The organism is Nocardia sp. NPDC058499 (assembly GCF_042719915.1).
Classification (GTDB): Bacteria; Actinomycetota; Actinomycetes; order Mycobacteriales; family Mycobacteriaceae; genus Nocardia.
Genome location: NZ_JBHXMZ010000009.1, coordinates 38,767 through 57,028, shown reverse-complemented (window position 1 = coordinate 57,028; position 18,262 = coordinate 38,767). Strand labels below are relative to the sequence as shown.

18 protein-coding genes are annotated in these 18,262 nt (G+C 67.2%); 9 read left to right on the top strand and 9 right to left on the bottom strand.

From position 1 onward, the window contains the following. Nucleotides 1–201 precede the first annotated feature (201 nt). Entirely contained in the window at nt 202–732 is a 531-nt protein-coding gene (locus tag ACFWPH_RS25040; RefSeq protein WP_378754548.1) for a thioesterase family protein, read from the top strand. A 75-nt stretch (nt 733–807) separates the two neighbouring features. Here ACFWPH_RS25040 and ACFWPH_RS25035 read toward each other — a convergent pair whose 3' ends face one another. The 4 genes from ACFWPH_RS25035 to ACFWPH_RS25020 form a co-directional block, all read right to left on the bottom strand. Then, a complete protein-coding gene (locus ACFWPH_RS25035; RefSeq protein ID WP_378754547.1) occupies nt 808–1,461 on the bottom strand; it encodes an MspA family porin in 654 nt (217 codons plus the stop codon). Nucleotides 1,462–1,525: 64 nt separating this feature from the next. Then, on the bottom strand, nt 1,526–2,203 hold the full coding sequence (locus tag ACFWPH_RS25030; protein ID WP_378754546.1) for an MspA family porin: 678 nt from the start codon (nt 2,201–2,203) through the stop codon (nt 1,526–1,528). A 766-nt stretch (nt 2,204–2,969) separates the two neighbouring features. After that, nucleotides 2,970–4,052 (bottom strand): dihydrodipicolinate reductase, encoded by a 1,083-nt coding sequence (locus ACFWPH_RS25025; RefSeq protein ID WP_378754545.1) that lies wholly within the window; start codon nt 4,050–4,052, stop codon nt 2,970–2,972. A gap of 45 nt (nt 4,053–4,097) precedes the next feature. Continuing rightward, complete coding sequence (locus tag ACFWPH_RS25020; protein WP_378754544.1) at nt 4,098–5,147, bottom strand: Rieske 2Fe-2S domain-containing protein; 1,050 nt, start codon at nt 5,145–5,147, stop codon at nt 4,098–4,100. 139 nt (nt 5,148–5,286) lie between these two features. On the opposite strand from ACFWPH_RS25020, the gene ACFWPH_RS25015 reads away from it, so the two are divergent. Both ACFWPH_RS25015 and ACFWPH_RS25010 read left to right on the top strand, forming a co-directional pair. Next, nucleotides 5,287–5,904, top strand: coding sequence for a TetR/AcrR family transcriptional regulator (locus ACFWPH_RS25015; protein ID WP_378754543.1), 618 nt, complete (start codon nt 5,287–5,289; stop codon nt 5,902–5,904). Between the two features lie 99 nt (nt 5,905–6,003). Continuing rightward, nucleotides 6,004–7,365: an LLM class flavin-dependent oxidoreductase gene (locus tag ACFWPH_RS25010; RefSeq protein WP_378754542.1), complete on the top strand. Its 1,362-nt coding sequence runs from the start codon at nt 6,004–6,006 to the stop codon at nt 7,363–7,365. Nucleotides 7,366–7,427: 62 nt separating this feature from the next. Here ACFWPH_RS25010 and ACFWPH_RS25005 read toward each other — a convergent pair whose 3' ends face one another. Then, nucleotides 7,428–8,066: a LysE family translocator gene (locus ACFWPH_RS25005; RefSeq protein ID WP_378754541.1), complete on the bottom strand. Its 639-nt coding sequence runs from the start codon at nt 8,064–8,066 to the stop codon at nt 7,428–7,430. Here ACFWPH_RS25005 and ACFWPH_RS25000 point away from each other — a divergent pair. Together ACFWPH_RS25000 and ACFWPH_RS24995 are read left to right on the top strand one after the other, a co-directional pair. Next, the gene (locus ACFWPH_RS25000; protein WP_378754540.1) at nt 7,964–8,410 is read left to right on the top strand and encodes an SDR family oxidoreductase; all 447 of its coding nucleotides are present in this window, start codon (nt 7,964–7,966) and stop codon (nt 8,408–8,410) included. The genes ACFWPH_RS25005 and ACFWPH_RS25000 overlap by 103 nt on opposite strands. Nucleotides 8,411–8,477: 67 nt before the next feature. After that, nucleotides 8,478–9,500, top strand: coding sequence for a zinc-binding dehydrogenase (locus ACFWPH_RS24995; RefSeq protein WP_378754539.1), 1,023 nt, complete (start codon nt 8,478–8,480; stop codon nt 9,498–9,500). 9 nt (nt 9,501–9,509) lie between these two features. Here the strand turns inward: ACFWPH_RS24995 and ACFWPH_RS24990 are convergent, their stop codons facing one another. The 3 genes from ACFWPH_RS24990 to ACFWPH_RS24980 all read right to left on the bottom strand — a co-directional run bounded on the left by ACFWPH_RS24990 (nt 9,510) and on the right by ACFWPH_RS24980 (nt 13,161). After that, nucleotides 9,510–10,385 (bottom strand): LLM class F420-dependent oxidoreductase, encoded by an 876-nt coding sequence (locus ACFWPH_RS24990; protein WP_378754538.1) that lies wholly within the window; start codon nt 10,383–10,385, stop codon nt 9,510–9,512. Between the two features lie 40 nt (nt 10,386–10,425). Next, complete coding sequence (locus ACFWPH_RS24985) at nt 10,426–12,081, bottom strand: AMP-binding protein (protein WP_378754796.1); 1,656 nt, start codon at nt 12,079–12,081, stop codon at nt 10,426–10,428. A gap of 291 nt (nt 12,082–12,372) precedes the next feature. Beyond that, a complete protein-coding gene (locus ACFWPH_RS24980) occupies nt 12,373–13,161 on the bottom strand; it encodes an SDR family NAD(P)-dependent oxidoreductase (protein ID WP_378754537.1) in 789 nt (262 codons plus the stop codon). 117 nt (nt 13,162–13,278) lie between these two features. Here ACFWPH_RS24980 and ACFWPH_RS24975 point away from each other — a divergent pair, with 117 nt between their 5' ends. From ACFWPH_RS24975 to ACFWPH_RS24960, 4 genes are all read left to right on the top strand, one after another. Then, nucleotides 13,279–13,731: a nuclear transport factor 2 family protein gene (locus ACFWPH_RS24975; RefSeq protein WP_378754536.1), complete on the top strand. Its 453-nt coding sequence runs from the start codon at nt 13,279–13,281 to the stop codon at nt 13,729–13,731. A gap of 72 nt (nt 13,732–13,803) precedes the next feature. Further along, entirely contained in the window at nt 13,804–14,715 is a 912-nt protein-coding gene (locus ACFWPH_RS24970; RefSeq protein WP_378754535.1) for a crotonase/enoyl-CoA hydratase family protein, read from the top strand. Next, complete coding sequence (locus ACFWPH_RS24965) at nt 14,712–16,319, top strand: AMP-binding protein (RefSeq protein ID WP_378754534.1); 1,608 nt, start codon at nt 14,712–14,714, stop codon at nt 16,317–16,319. Before ACFWPH_RS24970 ends, ACFWPH_RS24965 begins: the two co-directional genes overlap by 4 nt. Next, nucleotides 16,316–16,924, top strand: coding sequence for a TetR/AcrR family transcriptional regulator (locus ACFWPH_RS24960; RefSeq protein WP_378754533.1), 609 nt, complete (start codon nt 16,316–16,318; stop codon nt 16,922–16,924). Before ACFWPH_RS24965 ends, ACFWPH_RS24960 begins: the two co-directional genes overlap by 4 nt. A 3-nt stretch (nt 16,925–16,927) precedes the next feature. Here the strand turns inward: ACFWPH_RS24960 and ACFWPH_RS24955 are convergent, their stop codons facing one another. Then, entirely contained in the window at nt 16,928–18,172 is a 1,245-nt protein-coding gene (locus ACFWPH_RS24955) for a cytochrome P450 (RefSeq protein ID WP_378754532.1), read from the bottom strand. Nucleotides 18,173–18,262: the final 90 nt, after the last annotated feature.

The window sequence follows — 18,262 nt, the reverse complement described above, 5'->3', positions numbered from 1 at the left end:
GCTATCGCGATCCCTTCCTTACGAGCGGAACACCGTCCTTGCGGGATGCCGGCCGGGGCGAGGGCTGTCGCGGAGCGCCCGAAAAAGTTCCACTCACCGGTAACCGGAAAGACAACGCGACCGCTCGGTCGATACGTTCCGGAGTTGTCCACCGGGTTACCGGCTGTATCGGGCCGGGTGGACCGGAGGCGAAGGAGGCCCATGATCTCGGCGGAGACGATACCGCTCGACCGGGTGCCGCAGGGCCCGGTCACATCTTTCCGTTGCCGGGTGGAGGAGTCGTGGATCGACTTCAACGACCATATGAATGCCATGTACTACGGCATCATCGTCTATCGCGGGCAGGCGGAGTTCAGTGCGATGATCGGGATGGGCGAGGACTACGTCGACCGCACCGGGCTCGGAAAGGTCGTGGTCCAGTCGTCGCTCGGTTACGAGCACGAGGTGCGCCGCGGTGACGAACTCGAGATCCGCTCCTGGCTGCTGGGCGTCGACGATAAACGTATCCACGTCCTGCACGAGGTGTTCAGCCTGGATACCGGGCGCCGCGTTGCGGTGGGTGAACAACTGGACCTGCATTTCGACCTGACCTCTCGGCGTTCCGCCCCCATGTCGGCCGAGCAGCGGCGTTATCTGACGGAGTTCAGCCGGATTCAGGCCGAGGCCGGCCTTCCCGGCGGAATCGGCCGGATGGTGCGCGGACCGCAAGCGCATACCTCCTCCGTGGTGTAGGCGCTCGCGCAGTCCCGGCACAATCACCGCGAAACCCGGGCCCCGTTACACGGCGAGGACCGGGTTCCGGCGTTCTCAGCCGAGGCTGAACGGCTGTCCCCAGACGGTGACGATCTCCTTGACGGCGGCGGTTTCGACCTCCACCTCGGTGAATGCCCGGGCCTGCGCGTAGCCGGCGCAACCCGAGAGCCCGATGGTGCTGTTGTTCCAGCTCACGCTGCCGCTGGTACCGGTGATCGAGGAGAAGGGCCGATGCGATTCCGAACCGAAGGCGTCGGGGGCTTCCAGGTCCAGCAGGTAGAACTTCTTCGCTTGCCCCGGTCCCAGACTCAGGTTTCCACCGAGACTGCCGCCGGCCGACTGGTTCTCGCCCGTCGAATCCGTGCTGTAGTTCGCGCCGCTGTTGGCACCGCCGCCGGCGATGTTGACCTGGCAGCCGACCACGTAGCCGGGTTTGATCTTCGAACGTGCCGGCGCGGACAGTTCGACCTGAGCACTGGCCGACACCCAGGCATTGCGGTGCAGCGGGGTGGCGCCCATGGACGGGCTGATCGTGGCCGATTCCCCGACGATACGCAGCGTGACAGCTGTGCCGTCGGCGAGGGTTTCGGTGACCGCCGCCCCGGGCAGCGGTACGAAGGTGTCGGCGCCGGCGGTACCGGTGGCCATCAACCCCACCGATGCGGCCGCCACGAATGCGGCGCGGACGAATTTCTTGGGATCAATCATTGCGAAAAACCTCTCCGGGTTCGTGACTTGTCGAGAAGACGAGCGGTCGGAAATCGGACCGTGCTCATCCGATACTGAACGGCGCCCCGTAGAGAGTGGTCTTCGAATAGTGATCGCCGATGATTTCCACGACCGTGTAGGCCCGGGCCTGCGCGTAACCGCCACACCCCTGGATCTCGATCTCGAAATCCCGGTATCCGACACTGTAGACACCGGGCTTCAGAATATCTTTGAAACCGACCCGGACGAATTCCACCTCACCCGGGCCGAGTTGGATACCGGCCGAACCGCTCAACCCGCCACCGTTGGTGCTGACATTGCCGGAAAGTCCCGCGGAGATCGCACTGTCGCCGATGCTGACCTGGCATCCGACGATATAGCCGGTGTTCACCTGCGAAGCGCCGTGGGTCGACGAATTGTTGGTACCCGGCATATCCGCCGGCGTCGAATAGGGCCCCGGGCGTTCGACCGTAGGCGTATGGGTGACATCCGCGGTGACGGTGCCCGATACCCACACCACCCGTCCCACACCGTTGGCGGCCATCGACGGGGATATCACGGCATGTTCGGCCGTCCGGGAGATCGTCGCCCCGGGGGCGGCCTGGTGGCCGTCGGGTAGCGGTACGAAGGTATCGGCCGTGGCGTGGCCGGCGGCCAGCATTCCGACGGCCGCGAATACCGCACTTACTCCGCCCAGGCGCATACCGCGGGCATACGGGTGGCGTGGGACATTTGCTTTCATCTGTTGACCCTCATCTCGATCGAAAGCGGTCATGCCGGCATCGGCATTGTTTTCCGGAATGTCGCCGGAAGAATATGGACGGGCCACTACGCCGCGTGTCGTGCCGATCGGTCGGACAGTGAGCGGTCGGACAATGAGCACATGGAATTTCCCGAACTCACGTAACGGTGCGGGCGAAGTGAATCCGGTCGGCCGGACGATGTTGTTCGGCGATCGGCACAATGTATGCGGCGATTGCCACGCCGATGATCAGGCCGTGGCGATATACCACCGCCCGGGATTACGGGCGGTGGGCAATGCACCGCAACTACTCGGTTATAAGGATTGGGTTGCGGTCATGATGTTCCCTTCTTCATCCTCCGCCAGGCCGCGTGGCGCGCGGATATGCGCGTCGTATGCGGAGGTTCGCGACGGCCGGCCGGTTGTTCCCGTTCGGCCGAATGCCGGGGCGGACGGAACAGCGCGGACCGGCCGCCGCGTAGCGGTCGGCAACCGTATGTCCCGACCGGTACGGGCACCGGCTCCGGGCGGCATGGACCGCTTCGTGAGGCCGGTGCGTTCCGGTCGATTCGATGTCGACGATAAGTCGCCGCCGCAAAAGAGACCATCGCCACTCCCGCTGAGCGAGAATCACTTGGCGGAGCCGTCTTCGGCACCGCCGGACCTCGCCGTCCCCGGCAGTGTCGGGGTACCGAAGGGAGGCGTCCGGCAGGAACACCGGCCGAGCACCGCGGTTCGCCGGTGGACAGCGCGTCCCCGGCCCGGTTCAGAGCTTGAACCGCCCGGCGAAACTACGCAGGGGCAGGTCCGCGCTGGTGATGATGCCCGGCCGGGCCGCCACCACGGACCGCAGCGAGTGCAGTGCGGGCATACCGGTGACGGTCATCCCGATGGAGGCGAAACTGGCGGGGTCGGACAGGTCGACACCCTTGCGGGGAAACACCATATGTTTGCTGTAGATACTGGGGTCGCCGGTGATCTGGGTGATGTAGCAACCCTTGATCTTCCAGGCCGGGTCGGTATGCGGGGTCATCAGCCATTCGAGATGTGATTCGACCCGCGGCACACCGTCGACCATGCCCTGGTACTTGATGTAGTTGGCGCCGAGTGACCCCTTGGGCAGGAAGTACCAGCCGAGATCGACATCTTCGGTGCAGGCGCCGAGTTCGTAGCCGAAGGTCACCTCGTCGAGTTCCAGACCGAAGGCGTCGGCCATCAAATACACCGAATCGGCGAATACCGCGGTGTATTTGTGCAGCGATTCCGGAATGGCCGGATCGTCGACCGGGCGGCCGTATCCGACGGCCTTCCAGGTGTCGACGGAATGATGGCAGGAGACGTCGACCGATTCGGTGACGGTGACGTTCTCGATCTCGGCGACATCGGCGCTGTGCACGATCCCGAGGATCTGGGCCAGGCCCGGGTTCATCCCGGTGCCGTAGAACGTCGCGTTACCGCGCTCGCAGGCGGCCGCGATGACCTCGCTGACCTTGCGGCCGGAGGGATGCGGATGGTTGGTGTCGCGGTGGTAACCGGTGATCCAGTCCGCGGTGGTCACCACGTTGATCCCCGCTTCGAGAACTTTCTCGTACAGCTCTTCGTCCGGGAAGACGCCGTGGAAGGTGAGCACATCGGGCCGGGCGGCGATGATCTCCTCGACCGTCCCGGTGGCGATCACGCCGACCGGGTCGATACCCACGATCTCGCCGGCGTCGCGGCCGATCTTCTCCGGGGTGTAGCAGTGCAGCCCGACGAGTTCGAGGTCGGGGTGGTTGCGGATCCGGCCGATCATCTCGGTGCCGAGATTGCCGGTCGCTACCTGGAATACCCGGATCTTGTCGGTGCTCATGGGGGCCTTTCGGTCTGGCGAGGTGGTTCGGGCGAGCGGACGGGTTCAGGAGCCGGCCGGGTCCGCGGGCCGGACGGCGCCGCTGTACCGCCGGTGCGGATCGGCGGACGGCCCGCCGTCGGGGTAGAACTGTCGCGCCCATTCCCGGAGCGCCGTGAACCCCTGGTACTCCTTGCGGGACAGCGCGGGCGGATCCGAATACCGCTGGTGGGACCAGATCTCGATATCGGCCTCGAACTGTTCGATGACGAAATCGGCCATCGTCTTGCCGTACCGGGTGATCTCCGGGGCATCGTCGCCGGGTTTGCGCCCGATCCACACCGTGAACCGGACGTCGGAGGTGGATTCGTCTACCGGCGTCACCGCCGGCATGGTGCGATTGTCGACCATGCCCCAGCTCTTGGTGATCGAACAGCCCAGCCCGGCATTGATCGATTCGACACCGCTGTTGACCTGGTCCGCGGCCACCGATTCGTCGAAGGCGATGGTGAAATCGACGTAGGAGACGGGACCGGAGAAATCGTGCCGGGTGAATTCCGGAACGAACGGGGTCTTGTGCACGAACTTGAAATGGGCGAAATCCACGCCGTTCTCCATGACGTACTGGGGATGCATCTCCAGTCCCGTCCGGAACAGGGTCGCCGCGGGGACCGGTGGGTAATAGTCGGCGGCGGTCTGGCCGTCACCGAACGCGGTGAACATATCCGGCACCTCGAAGTACGGCGGGCGCCCCTCGACGTCGAACCAGATCCACACCGCCTCGTTGCGTTCCACCACGGGATAGCTGCGGATCCGGCGGCCCTTGTTCGGATGGCTCTCGTACGGGATGCAGACGTTGCGGCCCTCGCGATTCCACTCCCACCCGTGGAAGGGGCACACCAGGTTCTCGCCCTCCACCCGGCCGCCGTATCCGAGGTGGGCGCCGAGATGTTCACAGTAGGCGTCGAATACCGCGACCCGCCCGGATGCCGATCGCCAGGCCACCATCTCGCGGCCGAAGTACTTCATCTTGTGCACCGCACCGGTGGTGATCTCACTGCACCAGGCCACCTGGAACCAGCCCGTCGGCTCCATCGACAGCGGCGGTTTCGCCATCTGCACCCTCCACGCCTTCTGAGCTGCCCGGATCGGCCGACCCGGCCACGCGCACCGATGATAGAACCCTCTACGAAAGAATACAAGAGGGGTGTGTGAAACTCTGCGGGATCGGTCGGCGCCGGTAGAATCGCTGCTCGTGACGGAAACGGCGGCAGGTGAACGGCGCGCCAACAGGCGTGGAATCCAATCTCGGGAGAGCATGCTCGAGGCCGCGATCGTCTCGCTGACCACCGGTGATCCCGCCGCCGTCTCCGGTAACCGCATCGCCCGTGATATCGGCGCGACCTGGGGCGTCATCAAATACCAGTTCGGCGATATCGACGGCCTCTGGGCGGCGGTGCTGCGGCGCACCGCGGATAAGCGAGGAGATCTGCCCGCCGGCATCAAACCGGACGGTACCCTGCACGAGCGGGTCGCCGCCATGATCACCGCCATGGCCCGCGGCCTGCGCAGCCGCGAATCCCTGGCCATCGAAACCCTGCGCGCGGCCCTCCCCCGCGACCACACCGAACTCGAACGCGATTTCCCCCTCACCGCCGCCGAACTCGCCTCGTGGAAACCGCACTGGGATACCGCCTGCCAGAAGGCATTCGCGGACCTCGACCTCGACCCGGCCAAGATACGCAAGGTGGCCGCCCTCATCCCCGCCGCGATGCGCGGTATCACCTCCGAACGTACCCTTGGCACCTACGGCGACCTCGACGACGCCCTCGACGCCCTGATCGGCGGAATCGTCAGCTATCTCGAGGCGTGACGGAACCGTCGACCCGCACCACCGAAGCCATGCCGGGAGTTCGGATCAGCGCGCGAATTACCATTCACGGACCGGTGGTGGCGTTGCTCTAATGCGGCTATGCCTCAACCTTCTCCTGCCGGGCGGCGTCAGCTCGCGCTCAACGCGTTCATCTATCCCGCGGGCCATCACGAGGCGGCCTGGCGGCATCCGCTCAGCCGCCCGGACCGGATCTACGACGTGCGCTACTACCAGGAGATCGCGCGTACCGCCGAAGCCGCGGCCTTCGATGCGGTCTTCTTCGCCGACGGACCCGCCCTTCGAACCAGCGTGGCCCACAACGCCGCGCCCGGCCTGGAGCCGATCACCCTGCTCACCGCGATCGCCGCGGCCACCAGCCGGATCGGGCTGATCGCGACGGCGTCCACCACCTATTACGAGCCCTACAACCTGGCCCGGTTGTTCTCCTCGCTGGACCATATCTCCGGCGGCCGGGCAGGCTGGAATATCGTCACCACCGGAACCGATCTGGCCGCCGCCAATTTCGGCCTCGACCACCATCCCGACCACACCGAACGCTACGCACGGGCCCGTGAATTCGTCGACGCGGTGACGGCACTGTGGGACAGCTGGGAGGACGACGCGATCCTGCTGGACCGTACCGCCGGCCGCTACGCCGACCCGGACAAGATCCATCCCATCCATTTCGCGGGAGAACATCTGCGGGTGCGTGGCCCGTTCACCGCGGCCCGCACTCCGCAGGGTTATCCGGTGCTGGTGCAGGCCGGCGCCTCGAACGACGGGCGGGCCTTCGCCGGCCGCTACGCCGAGGCGATCTTCACCGCACATCAGCGGCTCGGCGACGCCCAGGCCTTCTATACCGATATCAAACGCCGGGCAGCCGAATTCGGCCGCGACCCCGACCATGTGAAGGTCCTGCCCGGTCTCAGCCCGTTCATCGCGAGTACCGAAGCCGAGGCGAAGCAGCTCGAACGGGAGTTCAACGAGCTCACGGTGCCCGAATACGGTCTCGGCCAGCTGGAAGGGCTGACCGGTGAATCATTGCGCCGCCTGCCGCTCGACGAACCGGTACCGGCCGGCCTGTTCGCCGATGCCGGCGATGTCACCGACAATACGGCGAGCCGGCGCCAAGTCGTGGCCGGAATCGTGCGGCGCGAAAACCCCACCCTGCGCGGCCTGCTGCACCGCCTCGCAGGCGCCCGCGGACACCGCGTGTTCGCCGGAACACCGGAACAGGTGGCCGACACCATCGAGGAATGGTTCACCTCCGGCGCCGCCGACGGTTTCAATGTGATGCCGCCCTACTATCCGGGTGGCCTGGAGACCTTCACCGCTACGGTGGTACCGATCCTGCGGGAACGCGGCCTGTTCCGCACCGGGTACACCGGTAGGACGCTGCGTGACCATCTCGGTCTGCCGATACCTGCGAGCCGGTTCACACCCGCGACGGTTTCCGGCTAGGGAGATCCCTCGCTACTTCGGCGCTACTACCGCGCTGCCCTCGCGTGCGGGGCCCGAAGGCGCTACTGCCTGTTGTCGGCGAAGAGCAGAGTTCCGCCGAGACCGATCATCAGCGCCCCGCCGGACGCGCCCGCCATGGACAGCCGCCGGGGCGACCCGGTCAACCAGCCCCGCGCGGCACCGGCCAGTACCGCCCACACACTGTCGCAGGTGAAGGCGACCGCGGTGAACACCGCGCCGAGCACCACCATCTGCAGCGGGACATTGCCCGCGTGGAAATCGACGAACTGGGGCAGGACGGCGACGAAGAAGACGATCGTCTTCGGGTTCGTCGCCCCCACGAGGAATCCCTCACCGAACACTCGCCACGGGGAGATCGCGGTCCCCGCGGAAACAGCCGTCTCGATACCGTCCCGGCGGTGACGGATGGCCTGAATCCCGAGATACGCCAAATACAGTGCGCCGAAGATCTTGACGATCGTGAACAAGGCGATGGATTCGGCCACGATCGAACCCACCCCGCCGGCGACCAGGCAGATCGGTACGAGACCGCCGACCTCGTTGCCCAGCACACTGAGCAACCCGCCCCTACGTCCCAGTGACAGCGACCGCCCGATCACGAAAAGCACACTGGGACCGGGAATCACGATCAAGACCAGGGAGGCCAGCCCGAAAGTCAGCAGTGTATAGACGTCCGGCACAGCCCGAGACTAGCACCACCGGCAGCCGGGCCGGCTTTGTCCGGCGGGCACCCAACTCCAGGAGCACCCGGGGCGTTGTACCGCGGGACCGAGGAGGTGATCGCATACGCTTCCTAAGGTCGGCCGCAGGGTCGTCCGGGCCTTCACCAAGGAAGGCGCTCAGGCCCTTTCGTCATATCGACGATGACGCGGGTAATGTTCTGCTGGCGAAGACGCCGCTGCACCGGTTCGGTGATCCCGAGGCCGATATCGGCCGGGTCGCGGTTTTCCTCGCCAGCGCGGACGCCGACTACATCACCGGCCAGACCATCATGGTCGACGGCGGCAGCATCAAGCTGCGATAGCCTCCGCGGAGGTCCCCGGCCACGGCTACGACCGGTCGCGGTGTGAACACAGCAGAGGAGTTGATAGATGAAAGCGGCAGTGCTGACTCGCTTCGGCGGACCGGAGGCGCTGGAGGTTCGCGATGTGCCCGATCCGGCCCCCGGGGCGGGCCAGGTGCTGGTCCGGGTCACCGCAGCGGCGATGAACAACACCGATATCTGGACCCGCGAGGGCGCTTACGGCACCGCGGAGGACCCGGACGCCCGGGCCGGCTGGCGTGGCCCGATCGATTTCCCGCGTATCCAGGGTGGCGATATCGCCGGAGTCGTCGAGGCCGTCGGCGACGGTGTGGACAGCTCCCCGATCGGCCGGCGCGTCCTGGTGGACCCCGCCTTCTACGATGCCCGCAACCACCCGGTCGGGTTGCTGGGCAGCGAAGCCGACGGCGGCTTCGCCGAACGGGTTCTCGTCGAGAGCAGCCGGGTGCACGACGTCTCCGATTCGCCCCTGTCGGACGAGGAACTCGCCTGCCTGCCGGTCGCCTATGGCACCGCGATGGGGATGCTGGAGCGCGGCGGCATCGGACCCGGTGAGACAGTGCTGATCACCGGGGCTTCGGGTGGAGTCGGTATCGCCCTGGTTCAGCTCGCCCGGGCACGCGGTGCGCATGTCATCGCCCTGACCACCGAGGCGAAGAGCGACCGGGTTGCCGCCGCGGGCGCCGCGGTGACCGTCGACCGTCACCGGCCGATCGGCGACGCGGTGCATGAGCATGCCCGCGGCGGGCTCGACGCCGTCCTCGACGTGGTCGGTGCCCCGGTTCTTGCCGAGGTGCTACCGCATCTGCGCGACGGCGCCCGGTGGGTGATCGCCGGAGCGATCGGCGGCCACACCGTTCCGCTCGACCTGCGCCGGCTCTATCTGCACAACATCGCGATCATCGGTTCCTCGATGCACACCCCGCACCACTTCGATCTACTTGTGGCCGAGGCCCGCCACGGCACCATACGACCGCCGATCGCGGCCGCTTACGACCTGGCCGATATCCACCGGGCACAACAGGAATTCGGCACCCGCCGGCATGTGGGAAAGATCGTCGTCCGCCCGTAGCCGGGACGATCAGCGGCCCACACGTTTCGCGCACTCCGCCATTTCGTCGATCACGAGATCCATGGAGGTGGCGTGGCGGGACGCCGACAGTACGAGGCGGTCGGCGCCCAGTGCGCGGGACCGGTCCAGCTTGGACTCGTCCAGGCGCGGCAGGGTGGCGCCGAGGACCAGGGAGATATCCGCGGGATCCCGCTCGGCGGCCGCGGCCGCTTCGCGCATGGCGCCGATCGCCGTATCGAGGTCGTCTCCGGCCAGCCCGAGTGGCTGGAATCCGTCGCCCAACCGACCGGCCCGGCGAGCGGCCGCCAGGCTGTGGCCGCCGATATACAACGGCACCCCGGTGTCCCGGACAGGTTGGGGCCGGCTGTAGGCACCGGTGAACGAGAAGTACTCACCGCTGAAATCCACGCCGTCGCGACCGGCCCACAACGCCCGCATGACCGCGATGGATTCGTCGGCGATCCTGCCGCGGCGGTCGAACCGGCCGCCGCACGCCTCGATCTCCTCCCGCATCCAGCCGACACCGAGGCATATGCGCAGGCGTCCACCGGAGAGCCGGTCGAGGGTGGCCAGGCGTTTGGCCAGCACCACCGGATTGTGGTTCGGCAGCACCAGGACGCCGGTCGACAGGCCGAGCGTGGGGGTGGCGCCGGCGACGAACGACAGCAGCTCCAAGGGGTCCGGGATATCGCAATCGTCGGGCAGATGAGATTTGCCGGTCGGCGAGTAGGGGTATTCGCTCTCGGTATCGGCGATGACCACCGAATGTTCCACGGCGGAGATCTCGTCGAATCCGAGCGATTCCGCGGCCCGGGCGAACCGCAGGATCTCCTCCGGTTCCCCGCTCGTGCCCAGTTCGACCGGGATCACGACACCGAGCTTCATTCCCTGTCTCCTTCGCTCCACCGGCACAATCGACCGGCCATCAGGTACGCGAGGTCTCCGGGTCCGGGAGGAACCGCGCGCGGCCGTAGGTGTGGAATTCCTGTTCGAGTTCCTGTTTACCGGTTTCGGTCAGCAGTTCGTAGGTCAGCGCACCACGACCCACCCGGTGGTATATGGGGTCGCCGACCCGCCACAACTGCGCCTGCAGTTCGCGTTTGAGCACCTTGTTCGACCCGGTCACCGGCAGGTTCGCCGATACCCGCACGAATCGCGGCGCCGCCTTGGTCCCCAGATCGTCCTGGCCGCCGAGGAAATCCGCGAATTCGGCGGGGTCGAAATCCGATACCTGCGCGACCTCGATCGCGGCCATCACCTGATCCCCGGAACGCGGGTCGGGCACCGCGTACACACCGGTCGCGATGATCTTCGGGTGCCGCCGCAGGATCCGTTCGATCGTCAGCGCGGAGGTGTTCTCGCCGTCGACGCGGATCCAGTCACCTTTGCGGCCGGCGAAGTAGATGAACCCGGCCTCGTCGATATAGCCGAGGTCGCCGGTCCAGTACCAGCCGTGCCGGATCCGCTCGGCCACCGCGGCCTCGTTCTTGTAGTAGCCCTCGAAACGTTTCGCGCCACCCTTGTCGACCATCTCGCCGATCGCCTCGTCCGGGTTCAGCACCCGGCCGAACGGGTCGAGCTTCGCGCGGGCGCAAACGTCGCGGGTGTCGGGGTTCACGACGGCGATATCGGCGTGCGCGGGCCGGCCCATGGCCCCTTCGGGGGCGTCCGGGTCGGCCTTCACCGATCCCGCGCCCTCCGATGATCCGTACCCCTCGAACAGTTCGGCTCCGAAACGGCGGGCGAACTCGGCCTTGTCCTCGGGTGATGCCTCGGTGCCGAACCCCCGGACCAGGGTGTTGTCGATATCGTCGTTCTGTTCGGGGGTGGCCATCAGATAGCTCAGGGCCTTGCCGACATAGGTGAAGAAGGTGGCGCCGAAGAATCGAACATCGGGCAAGAAACCGGAGGCGGAGAACTTCGGGGTCAGGCAGACGGTGGCACCGTTGGACAGCGCCGGCGCCCACAGCGCCATCAGCGCGTTTCCGTGGAACAACGGCATACAGCAGTAGTCGACGTCCTCGCGGACGTGCCCGTATTTCTCGTTGTTCGCGTACGCGAGCCGGGACAACCGGCCCTGGCTGCAGCGCACTGCTTTCGAGGTACCGGTGGTGCCGGAGGTGAACAGCAGCAGGAACAGGGTCGTTTCGTCCACCGCCGGCGCGGCGACGGGCTCGTCCACCCAGTGCTCGCGGACCCGGCCGGGGTAGGACGGTGCGTCGACGAGGACGAAACGGTCCTCGTCGAGGCCGAGGTCCAGCTCACGCAGCTGTGCCATCCCGGCGGTATCGGTCACGATCAGCTGGCAGTCGACGTAGCGGATCTCGGCCTCGAGTTCGGCGCCGCGCCGGGTGGGGTTGATACCGACGATCACCGCACCGCTCAAGGCGGCGCCGCCCAGCCAGAACAGATATTCGGGGGTGTTCTCGAGCAGCACCCCGATATGGAACGGTCCGTCGACCCGCAACGCCGTGGCCAGCGCCCCGCGGGCGGCGCTTTCGCGCACCGTTTCGTCCCACGTCCAATCCCGTTCCCGGGTCCGCACTCCCAGATGCGAATCGCCGAGACGGTCGAGCAGCATTCCCGCAATGGTCGCGTGTTCCAACTCAACTCCTGATCCCGTGCCACACGTTTCCGGCAACGCCGCATGTGCCGATCCGACGCTATCCAAGTCGGTCACCCGCCCGCCGTCACGGGTCTCAGCCAGTGGAAAGCGCGCCGCACCGGACCGGCCCGGCCGGCTCGACGGATTCGCCTTCGAGCACCCGAACACCTCAGCGATCACCGATTGGGCTCCCGTGCCGGTTGTACTGCCGGTCACGCTCGTGGCCGCTGCGTCCGGCACATGCGGCGCGGCCCCTCCGACCGGCGTTCAGTCGACCGCCGGCGCCCATTGCACGCCGTTGATATGCGCGCCGCCGTCGACGAACAGGGTGTTACCGGTGAGGTAGCGCGCACCGTCGCCGGCGAGGAAGGCCACGACCGGACCGATATCGTCGAGGGGGTCCCCGACGCGACCCATCGGGTTCGCCGCATCGATCGAGGCCGCCATCTCCGGATTGGCATCGGCCATCCGCTGGTAGGCTGCGCTGCGCGCGCCGGGGCAGATCACATTGCAGCACACCTGTTTCGGCGCCCATTCGCGCGCCGCCGTACGGGTCAGGGCCCGCAACGCCTCCTTGGCCGCGTTGTAGGCGACCGAGTACATATGCGCGTTGACACCGTTGAGGCTGGCCAGGTTCACGACCCGCCCGGTTCCGTGTTCCGCCAGTGCCGGATAAGCCCGCTGCATGGCCCAGAACGCGGCCATCACCGCCATATCGAAACCGGCGGACATCACCTCGGGCGCCGTCTTCTCCAGGCGGGCGTAGCCCGTTCCACGCCACGCATTGTTGACCAGAATGTCCAACCGGCCGTATTCGGACACCGCGGCGTCCACCATTGCCTCGACCTGGCGTTGCTCGGTGACATCGGTGTGCACGAACCGCGCCCGCACACCCCATGTCTCGGTCAACCATTTCGCGGTATCCGCACCGGCGGCCACGTCGATCTCGGCGACCAGCACATCCGCGCCCTCCCGGGCCAGCGCACCCGCGATACCGCGCCCGATGCCCACCCCGGCGCCGGTGACGAGTGCGGCCCGGCCGGTCAACGTACCCATATGTATGCCTCCTGTTCCGAGGGCAGCGTGCGGTACTCGCAGGCGGTGCGGCCACCGAGGTCTCACCCAGCGAGAGGCCCCCTTGGGATCCGTGTCGATCAGGGCTGAGATACAACGATGGAGCCTGCCGACCGTCTTGCCCTGAGCGCGCTCGCGGCGCGTTATGCCCAAGCCGTCGACCGCCGGGACACCGCGGCAGTCGCCGCCCTGTGCACCTCCGAGGTGGTGGTCGTGCTGCCGCCCGAACTGAACAGAACGGACGCACCGGCCGAACTACGCGGCCGGGAGACAGTGGCCCGGTCGGTGGTGGGGGCGGTATCGCACCTGGTGGCGACCCGGCACGTCATCGGACAGCAGGTGGTCGAGACCGATACCGCCGGCCGCGCCCACGGCGAGACCTACTGCACGGCGCACCATATCTACGCACGCGGTGAGGGTCACCGGGACAACCGGATCGCGCTGCGCTATCAGGACACCTTCGAGTACTCCGGGGGCACGTGGTTGTTCTCCCGCCGGGAACTCGTGGTCGATTTCGCCGAGGATGTGCCGGTGACCCGCTCGGGCCGCTGACCTCCCATTGACAGTCCAATCGGACTGTGAAACCGTTCTCGGTACCTTCGCCGACCAGATCGGAACACCGAGATGACCTTCACCGGGACCACGGTCGACTACGCAGTACGTGACCACCGCGCCTACCTCACCCTGAACCGGCCCGAGCGGCTGAACGCGATCACCGGCGAGATGGCGCGCGAAATCGGTGACGCCGTCGCCGCGGCGAACGCCGATGATTCGGTACGCGTCATCGTGGTCCAAGGGGCGGGCCGCGCCTTCTGCGCGGGCTACGATCTGAAGCTCTACGCCGAAGGCGGCGCGGAACATCAGGGCGCGGTCTGGGATCCGATCAAGGATTTCCGGATGATGAAAACCAATACCGACCATTTCTTCTCGCTGTGGCGTTCGGCCAAACCCACCGTCGCGAAAGTGCACGGCTACGCCGTCGCAGGCGGTAGTGATATCGCGCTGTCCTGCGATCTCGTCGTCATGGCGGAGGACGCGCGGATCGGCTATATGCCGGCCCGGGTATGGGGCTGCCCCACCACCGCGATGTGGGTGTATCGCCTCGGCGCCGAACGCGCGAAGCGGATGCTGCTCACCGGCGACACCATCGACGGGGTCCGGGCCCGGGAGTGGGGGCTGGTCATCGACGCGGTTCCGGCGGCCGAACTCGATACCGCGGTCGAAGAACTCGTCGACCGGATGGCCGGGGTCCCCACCAACCAGCTGGTCATGCAGAAGATGATGATCAACCAGGCCTACGACAACATGGGCCTGCAGACGACGCAGAACCTCGCGATCCTGTTCGACGGCATCACCCGTCACTCCCCCGAGGGCCGCTGGTTCGTCGATTTCGCCCAGCAACACGGTTTCGACGCCGCGGTCCAGTGGCGCGATACGGGCCGGTTCATCCCGGACGGCGGCGGCGAGATCCCGGCCGACGACGAGATCGAGCGGATGAAACGGGAACTCGAGCAGCGGGCGGAGCAGCGGCGATGACCGCGCTCACCGAATCCGTGTGGCCGGTAGACACCAGCAGGCCGGTTCTCGAGGTCACGGTGGGGGAACTGCTCCGGCAGGCGGCCGCCGAGGCACCGGATCGGCTCGCACTGGTATCCGTCGCTCCGCAACGCAGTGCCCGCACCTGGACCTACGCGCAGCTGCTCGACGATGCCGAACGCGCGGCGACCTGGCTGCTCGACCGTTTCCGGCCCGGCGAACATATCGCGGTGTGGGCGCCGAATGTCCCCGAATGGCTCGTGCTGCAGTACGGCGCCGCGCTCGCCGGGCTGGTGCTCGTCACGGCCAACCCCGCCCTGCGCGGACCCGAACTCGAATACGCACTCGACCGGTCGCATGCGGCCGGCGTCTTCTACACCGACAGCTTCCGCGGTACCGATATGGCCGCCCAGATCCACGCTGTGCTGCCCGCAGTCCCCGCGGTGCACGCGGCCGTCACCTTCGACGGCTGGCTCGACGACGTCCGCGGCACCGAGGTGCGCGCGCAATTACCGGTGGTCGATCCGCGCTCGGCCACCCAGATCCAGTTCACCTCCGGCACCACCGGCCGCGCGAAACCGGCGGTACTGGCGCACCGGTCGATGGTGACCAATGCGGCCTTCGTCCGCGACCGCTGCGGTGCGGCACCGGGGGCGACCTTCGCCACCGCGCTGCCGCTCTTCCACACCGCGGGGTGCGGTCTGGCCGCATTGGGGTCGGTGTATCAGCGGGCCACACTCGTCCTCGCCGAGGTTTTCGATCCGGCGACGATGCTGGCCGCGCTCCAGGAGTACCGCGCCGAGATCTACGGTGGTGTGCCCGCCATGCTGCACGCCCTGCTCGCCCACCCCGGGGTGGCCGAGTTCGATCTCGGTGCGCTGCGGGTCGTGATGTCCGGGGGCGATGCCGTGCCGCCCGCACTGGTCGACAGCTGGGTGCAGCTCTGCGGCGCCGCGACCAGCGCGGTCTACGGCCAGACCGAGCTCGGGCCGATCGTCTGCCAGACGAGTCCGGCCGACAGCCGCGACGACAACCTGTTCACGGCGGGCCGCCCCCTTCCCGGGGTCGAGGTCTCCATCCGCGACCCCGCCACCGGTGCGGTGCAACCCCTCGGAATCGAGGGCGAGATCTGCGCCCGCGGCTACCAGCAGATGATCGGATACCTCGAGATGCCCGCCGAAACGGCGCAGACGATCGATGCCGAGGGGCGGCTGCACACCGGCGATCTCGGAACGATGGACGCCCGCGGCTACGTCCGCGTCACCGGCCGGCTCAAGGATATGATCATCCGCGGTGGGGAGAACATCTACCCCCGGGAAATCGAGGAGGCTCTGGCCGCGCATCCCGCGCTCCTCGACGCGGTCGTACTCGGCCTGCCCGATGAAGGCTGGGGCGAGAGCGTGGCCGCGGTGGTGCGGCCGGACCCGGCCCGCCCGGCCCCCACACCGGGCGAGCTGCAGGATTACCTGCGGGAACGTCTCGCCCCGCCGAAGACCCCGAAATCCTGGTACGTCGCCGAGAGGTTCCCCGTGAACGCGATGGGCAAACTTCAGAAGTTCCGGCTTCGCGACCTGATCGCCGACGGCCGGCTCGAAGCCCTGTGACCGGGAAGCCCGCGCCGGCCGGCCTGACCCGGCGGGAACAACACGCGAAAACCCACGCAGCACTGCTCGACGCGACGATCCGATGCCTGGTCGAGCACGGCTACGCGGGCACGACCACGCAACGGATCCAAGAGGAAGCCGGCGTTTCGCGCGGCGCGCTCCTGCATCATTTCGCGTCGAAATCGGAGTTGCTGGTCGCCGCGATCCACCATATCGCCGACCGGCGCCTGGCCGATTTCGGCGAACGCGTCGCCGGTCTGGGCAATGGACCAGAGAGCCTTCCGCAGATGGTGCACGCGGTCCGGTCGGCGATGACCGGGCCGCCGTTTCAGGCGGCAATGGAACTGTGGGCCGCGTCCCGCACCGACCCCCAGTTACGGGAAGCACTGCTGCCGGCCGAGAAACGGCTGGGATCGGCCCTCCGCAACCATTTCGAACGGCATGCCGGTATCGCCGATCCCGAAGCGGCCCGGACCGCGTTCGAATCGCTGATGGCCCTCGTGCGCGGGCTCGAACTCACCCGGCTCCTGCGCGCCGATTCGACCCTGGCCGACCGGGTCGTCGACGACTGGCTGAACCACGTCGCCCGGCTGCGCGAAACCTGACCGCTAGACCGGCGACAGCGGCGGTGACGGCGGGAACACGACCGGCAACGTGGTCAACGCCCGATGGAAAGCGCCTGTCCGCCAGGTCAGCTCATCGGCGGGCACCCCGAGCCGGATCTCCGGCAGGCCGTCGAGCAATTGGTCGATGGCGTCCTGCGCGATCAGGTAGGCCAGCGAACTGGCCGGGCACACATGCGGCCCACCGCCGAAAGCCAGATGCGCCCGGTTACCCGCATGCCGGCTCGACCCGATCACCGGATCGGTATTACAGGCCGCCATGCTGATGATCACGGGTTGATGGGCCGGCAACCAGACCCCCTCGATGAGGATCGGCTGTTTCGGGAAGGTGAAACAGAAATTCGCCATCGGCGGGTCGTTGAACAGCACCTCGTCCAGCGCGTCACGGGTGGACAGGCTGCCGTCGAGCGCGCTGTCCCCGAACTGCTCGTCGGTGAGCATCAACCGCAGCGCGTTGACGATCAGATTCTGCAGCGGTTCGATACCGGCCCCGTACAGGGTGGCCACCTGGTTCACGATCTCGGGCTCGGTCAATGCACTCGAGTGCTGCAGCATCCGGGTCGTCACATCGTCGCCGGGTTCGGCGCGTTTGAGCTCGATCAACTCCAGCAGCGAGGTCATGAGCAATTCGGCACCGCCCTCGGCGCCGACCCCCTCGAACATCGCCGCCATCCCGGCCGCCGCCCGCTGCGCGATCTCGGTGGGACACCCCAGCACCGCGTTCAGCACGGCGAAGGTGAGCGGAAACGCGTACTGCTTGATCAGGTCCGCCGACCCGTCGCCGCAGAAGGAGTTGATCAACGGGATGGCGACCCGCTCCACGGTCTCGTGCAGGCCGAACGGGTCGACCTCGCCCAGACCGGCGACAATCGCCTGCCGATAGCGCGCGTGCGCGCTGCCGTCGTTACGCCGGGCGTTGGGCCGCCACTGCATGAGCGGCAGGACCGGGCAATCCGCGGGGATATCGCGCTGCCAGATGCGCGGGTCGGCCGGGAAATGATCCGGATCGTTGTAGATCCGCAGCGCCGTGTAGTAGCCGATCACCAGCGTCGCGGGCACGCGCGGCGCCACCTCGACAGGCACCAGGGACCCGTACTGTTCTCGCATGGCGCGGTAGGTGCTGTGCGGATCGACCGCGAACTCCGGTACGTACAACGGAATCCGCGGGCCGTCGGTATCGGTGGGTGAACTGTGCGGAGCCCGGGGCGATGGATGCTCGGAAAGTGTCACCGGACGGATCCTAGGCACAAGATCGGCAACTCTCGCGCGATATGGGCAAGCGCCGGTCCGGTCTCGGTGATCGGGAACAGCGCGAGGACG

Coding starts and splice junctions, on each gene's coding strand:
- ACFWPH_RS25035 (WP_378754547.1), bottom strand. CDS start 1,461: ATGATTGATCCCAAGAAATTCGTCCGCGCCGCATTCGTGGCGGCCGCA.
- ACFWPH_RS25040 (WP_378754548.1), top strand. CDS start 202: ATGATCTCGGCGGAGACGATACCGCTCGACCGGGTGCCGCAGGGCCCG.
- ACFWPH_RS24975 (WP_378754536.1), top strand. CDS start 13,279: ATGGAGCCTGCCGACCGTCTTGCCCTGAGCGCGCTCGCGGCGCGTTAT.
- ACFWPH_RS24965 (WP_378754534.1), top strand. CDS start 14,712: ATGACCGCGCTCACCGAATCCGTGTGGCCGGTAGACACCAGCAGGCCG.
- ACFWPH_RS25025 (WP_378754545.1), bottom strand. CDS start 4,052: ATGAGCACCGACAAGATCCGGGTATTCCAGGTAGCGACCGGCAATCTC.
- ACFWPH_RS25020 (WP_378754544.1), bottom strand. CDS start 5,147: ATGGCGAAACCGCCGCTGTCGATGGAGCCGACGGGCTGGTTCCAGGTG.
- ACFWPH_RS24980 (WP_378754537.1), bottom strand. CDS start 13,161: ATGGGTACGTTGACCGGCCGGGCCGCACTCGTCACCGGCGCCGGGGTG.
- ACFWPH_RS25010 (WP_378754542.1), top strand. CDS start 6,004: ATGCCTCAACCTTCTCCTGCCGGGCGGCGTCAGCTCGCGCTCAACGCG.
- ACFWPH_RS25030 (WP_378754546.1), bottom strand. CDS start 2,203: ATGAAAGCAAATGTCCCACGCCACCCGTATGCCCGCGGTATGCGCCTG.
- ACFWPH_RS24970 (WP_378754535.1), top strand. CDS start 13,804: ATGACCTTCACCGGGACCACGGTCGACTACGCAGTACGTGACCACCGC.
- ACFWPH_RS24995 (WP_378754539.1), top strand. CDS start 8,478: ATGAAAGCGGCAGTGCTGACTCGCTTCGGCGGACCGGAGGCGCTGGAG.
- ACFWPH_RS24985 (WP_378754796.1), bottom strand. CDS start 12,081: ATGCTGCTCGACCGTCTCGGCGATTCGCATCTGGGAGTGCGGACCCGG.
- ACFWPH_RS24990 (WP_378754538.1), bottom strand. CDS start 10,385: ATGAAGCTCGGTGTCGTGATCCCGGTCGAACTGGGCACGAGCGGGGAA.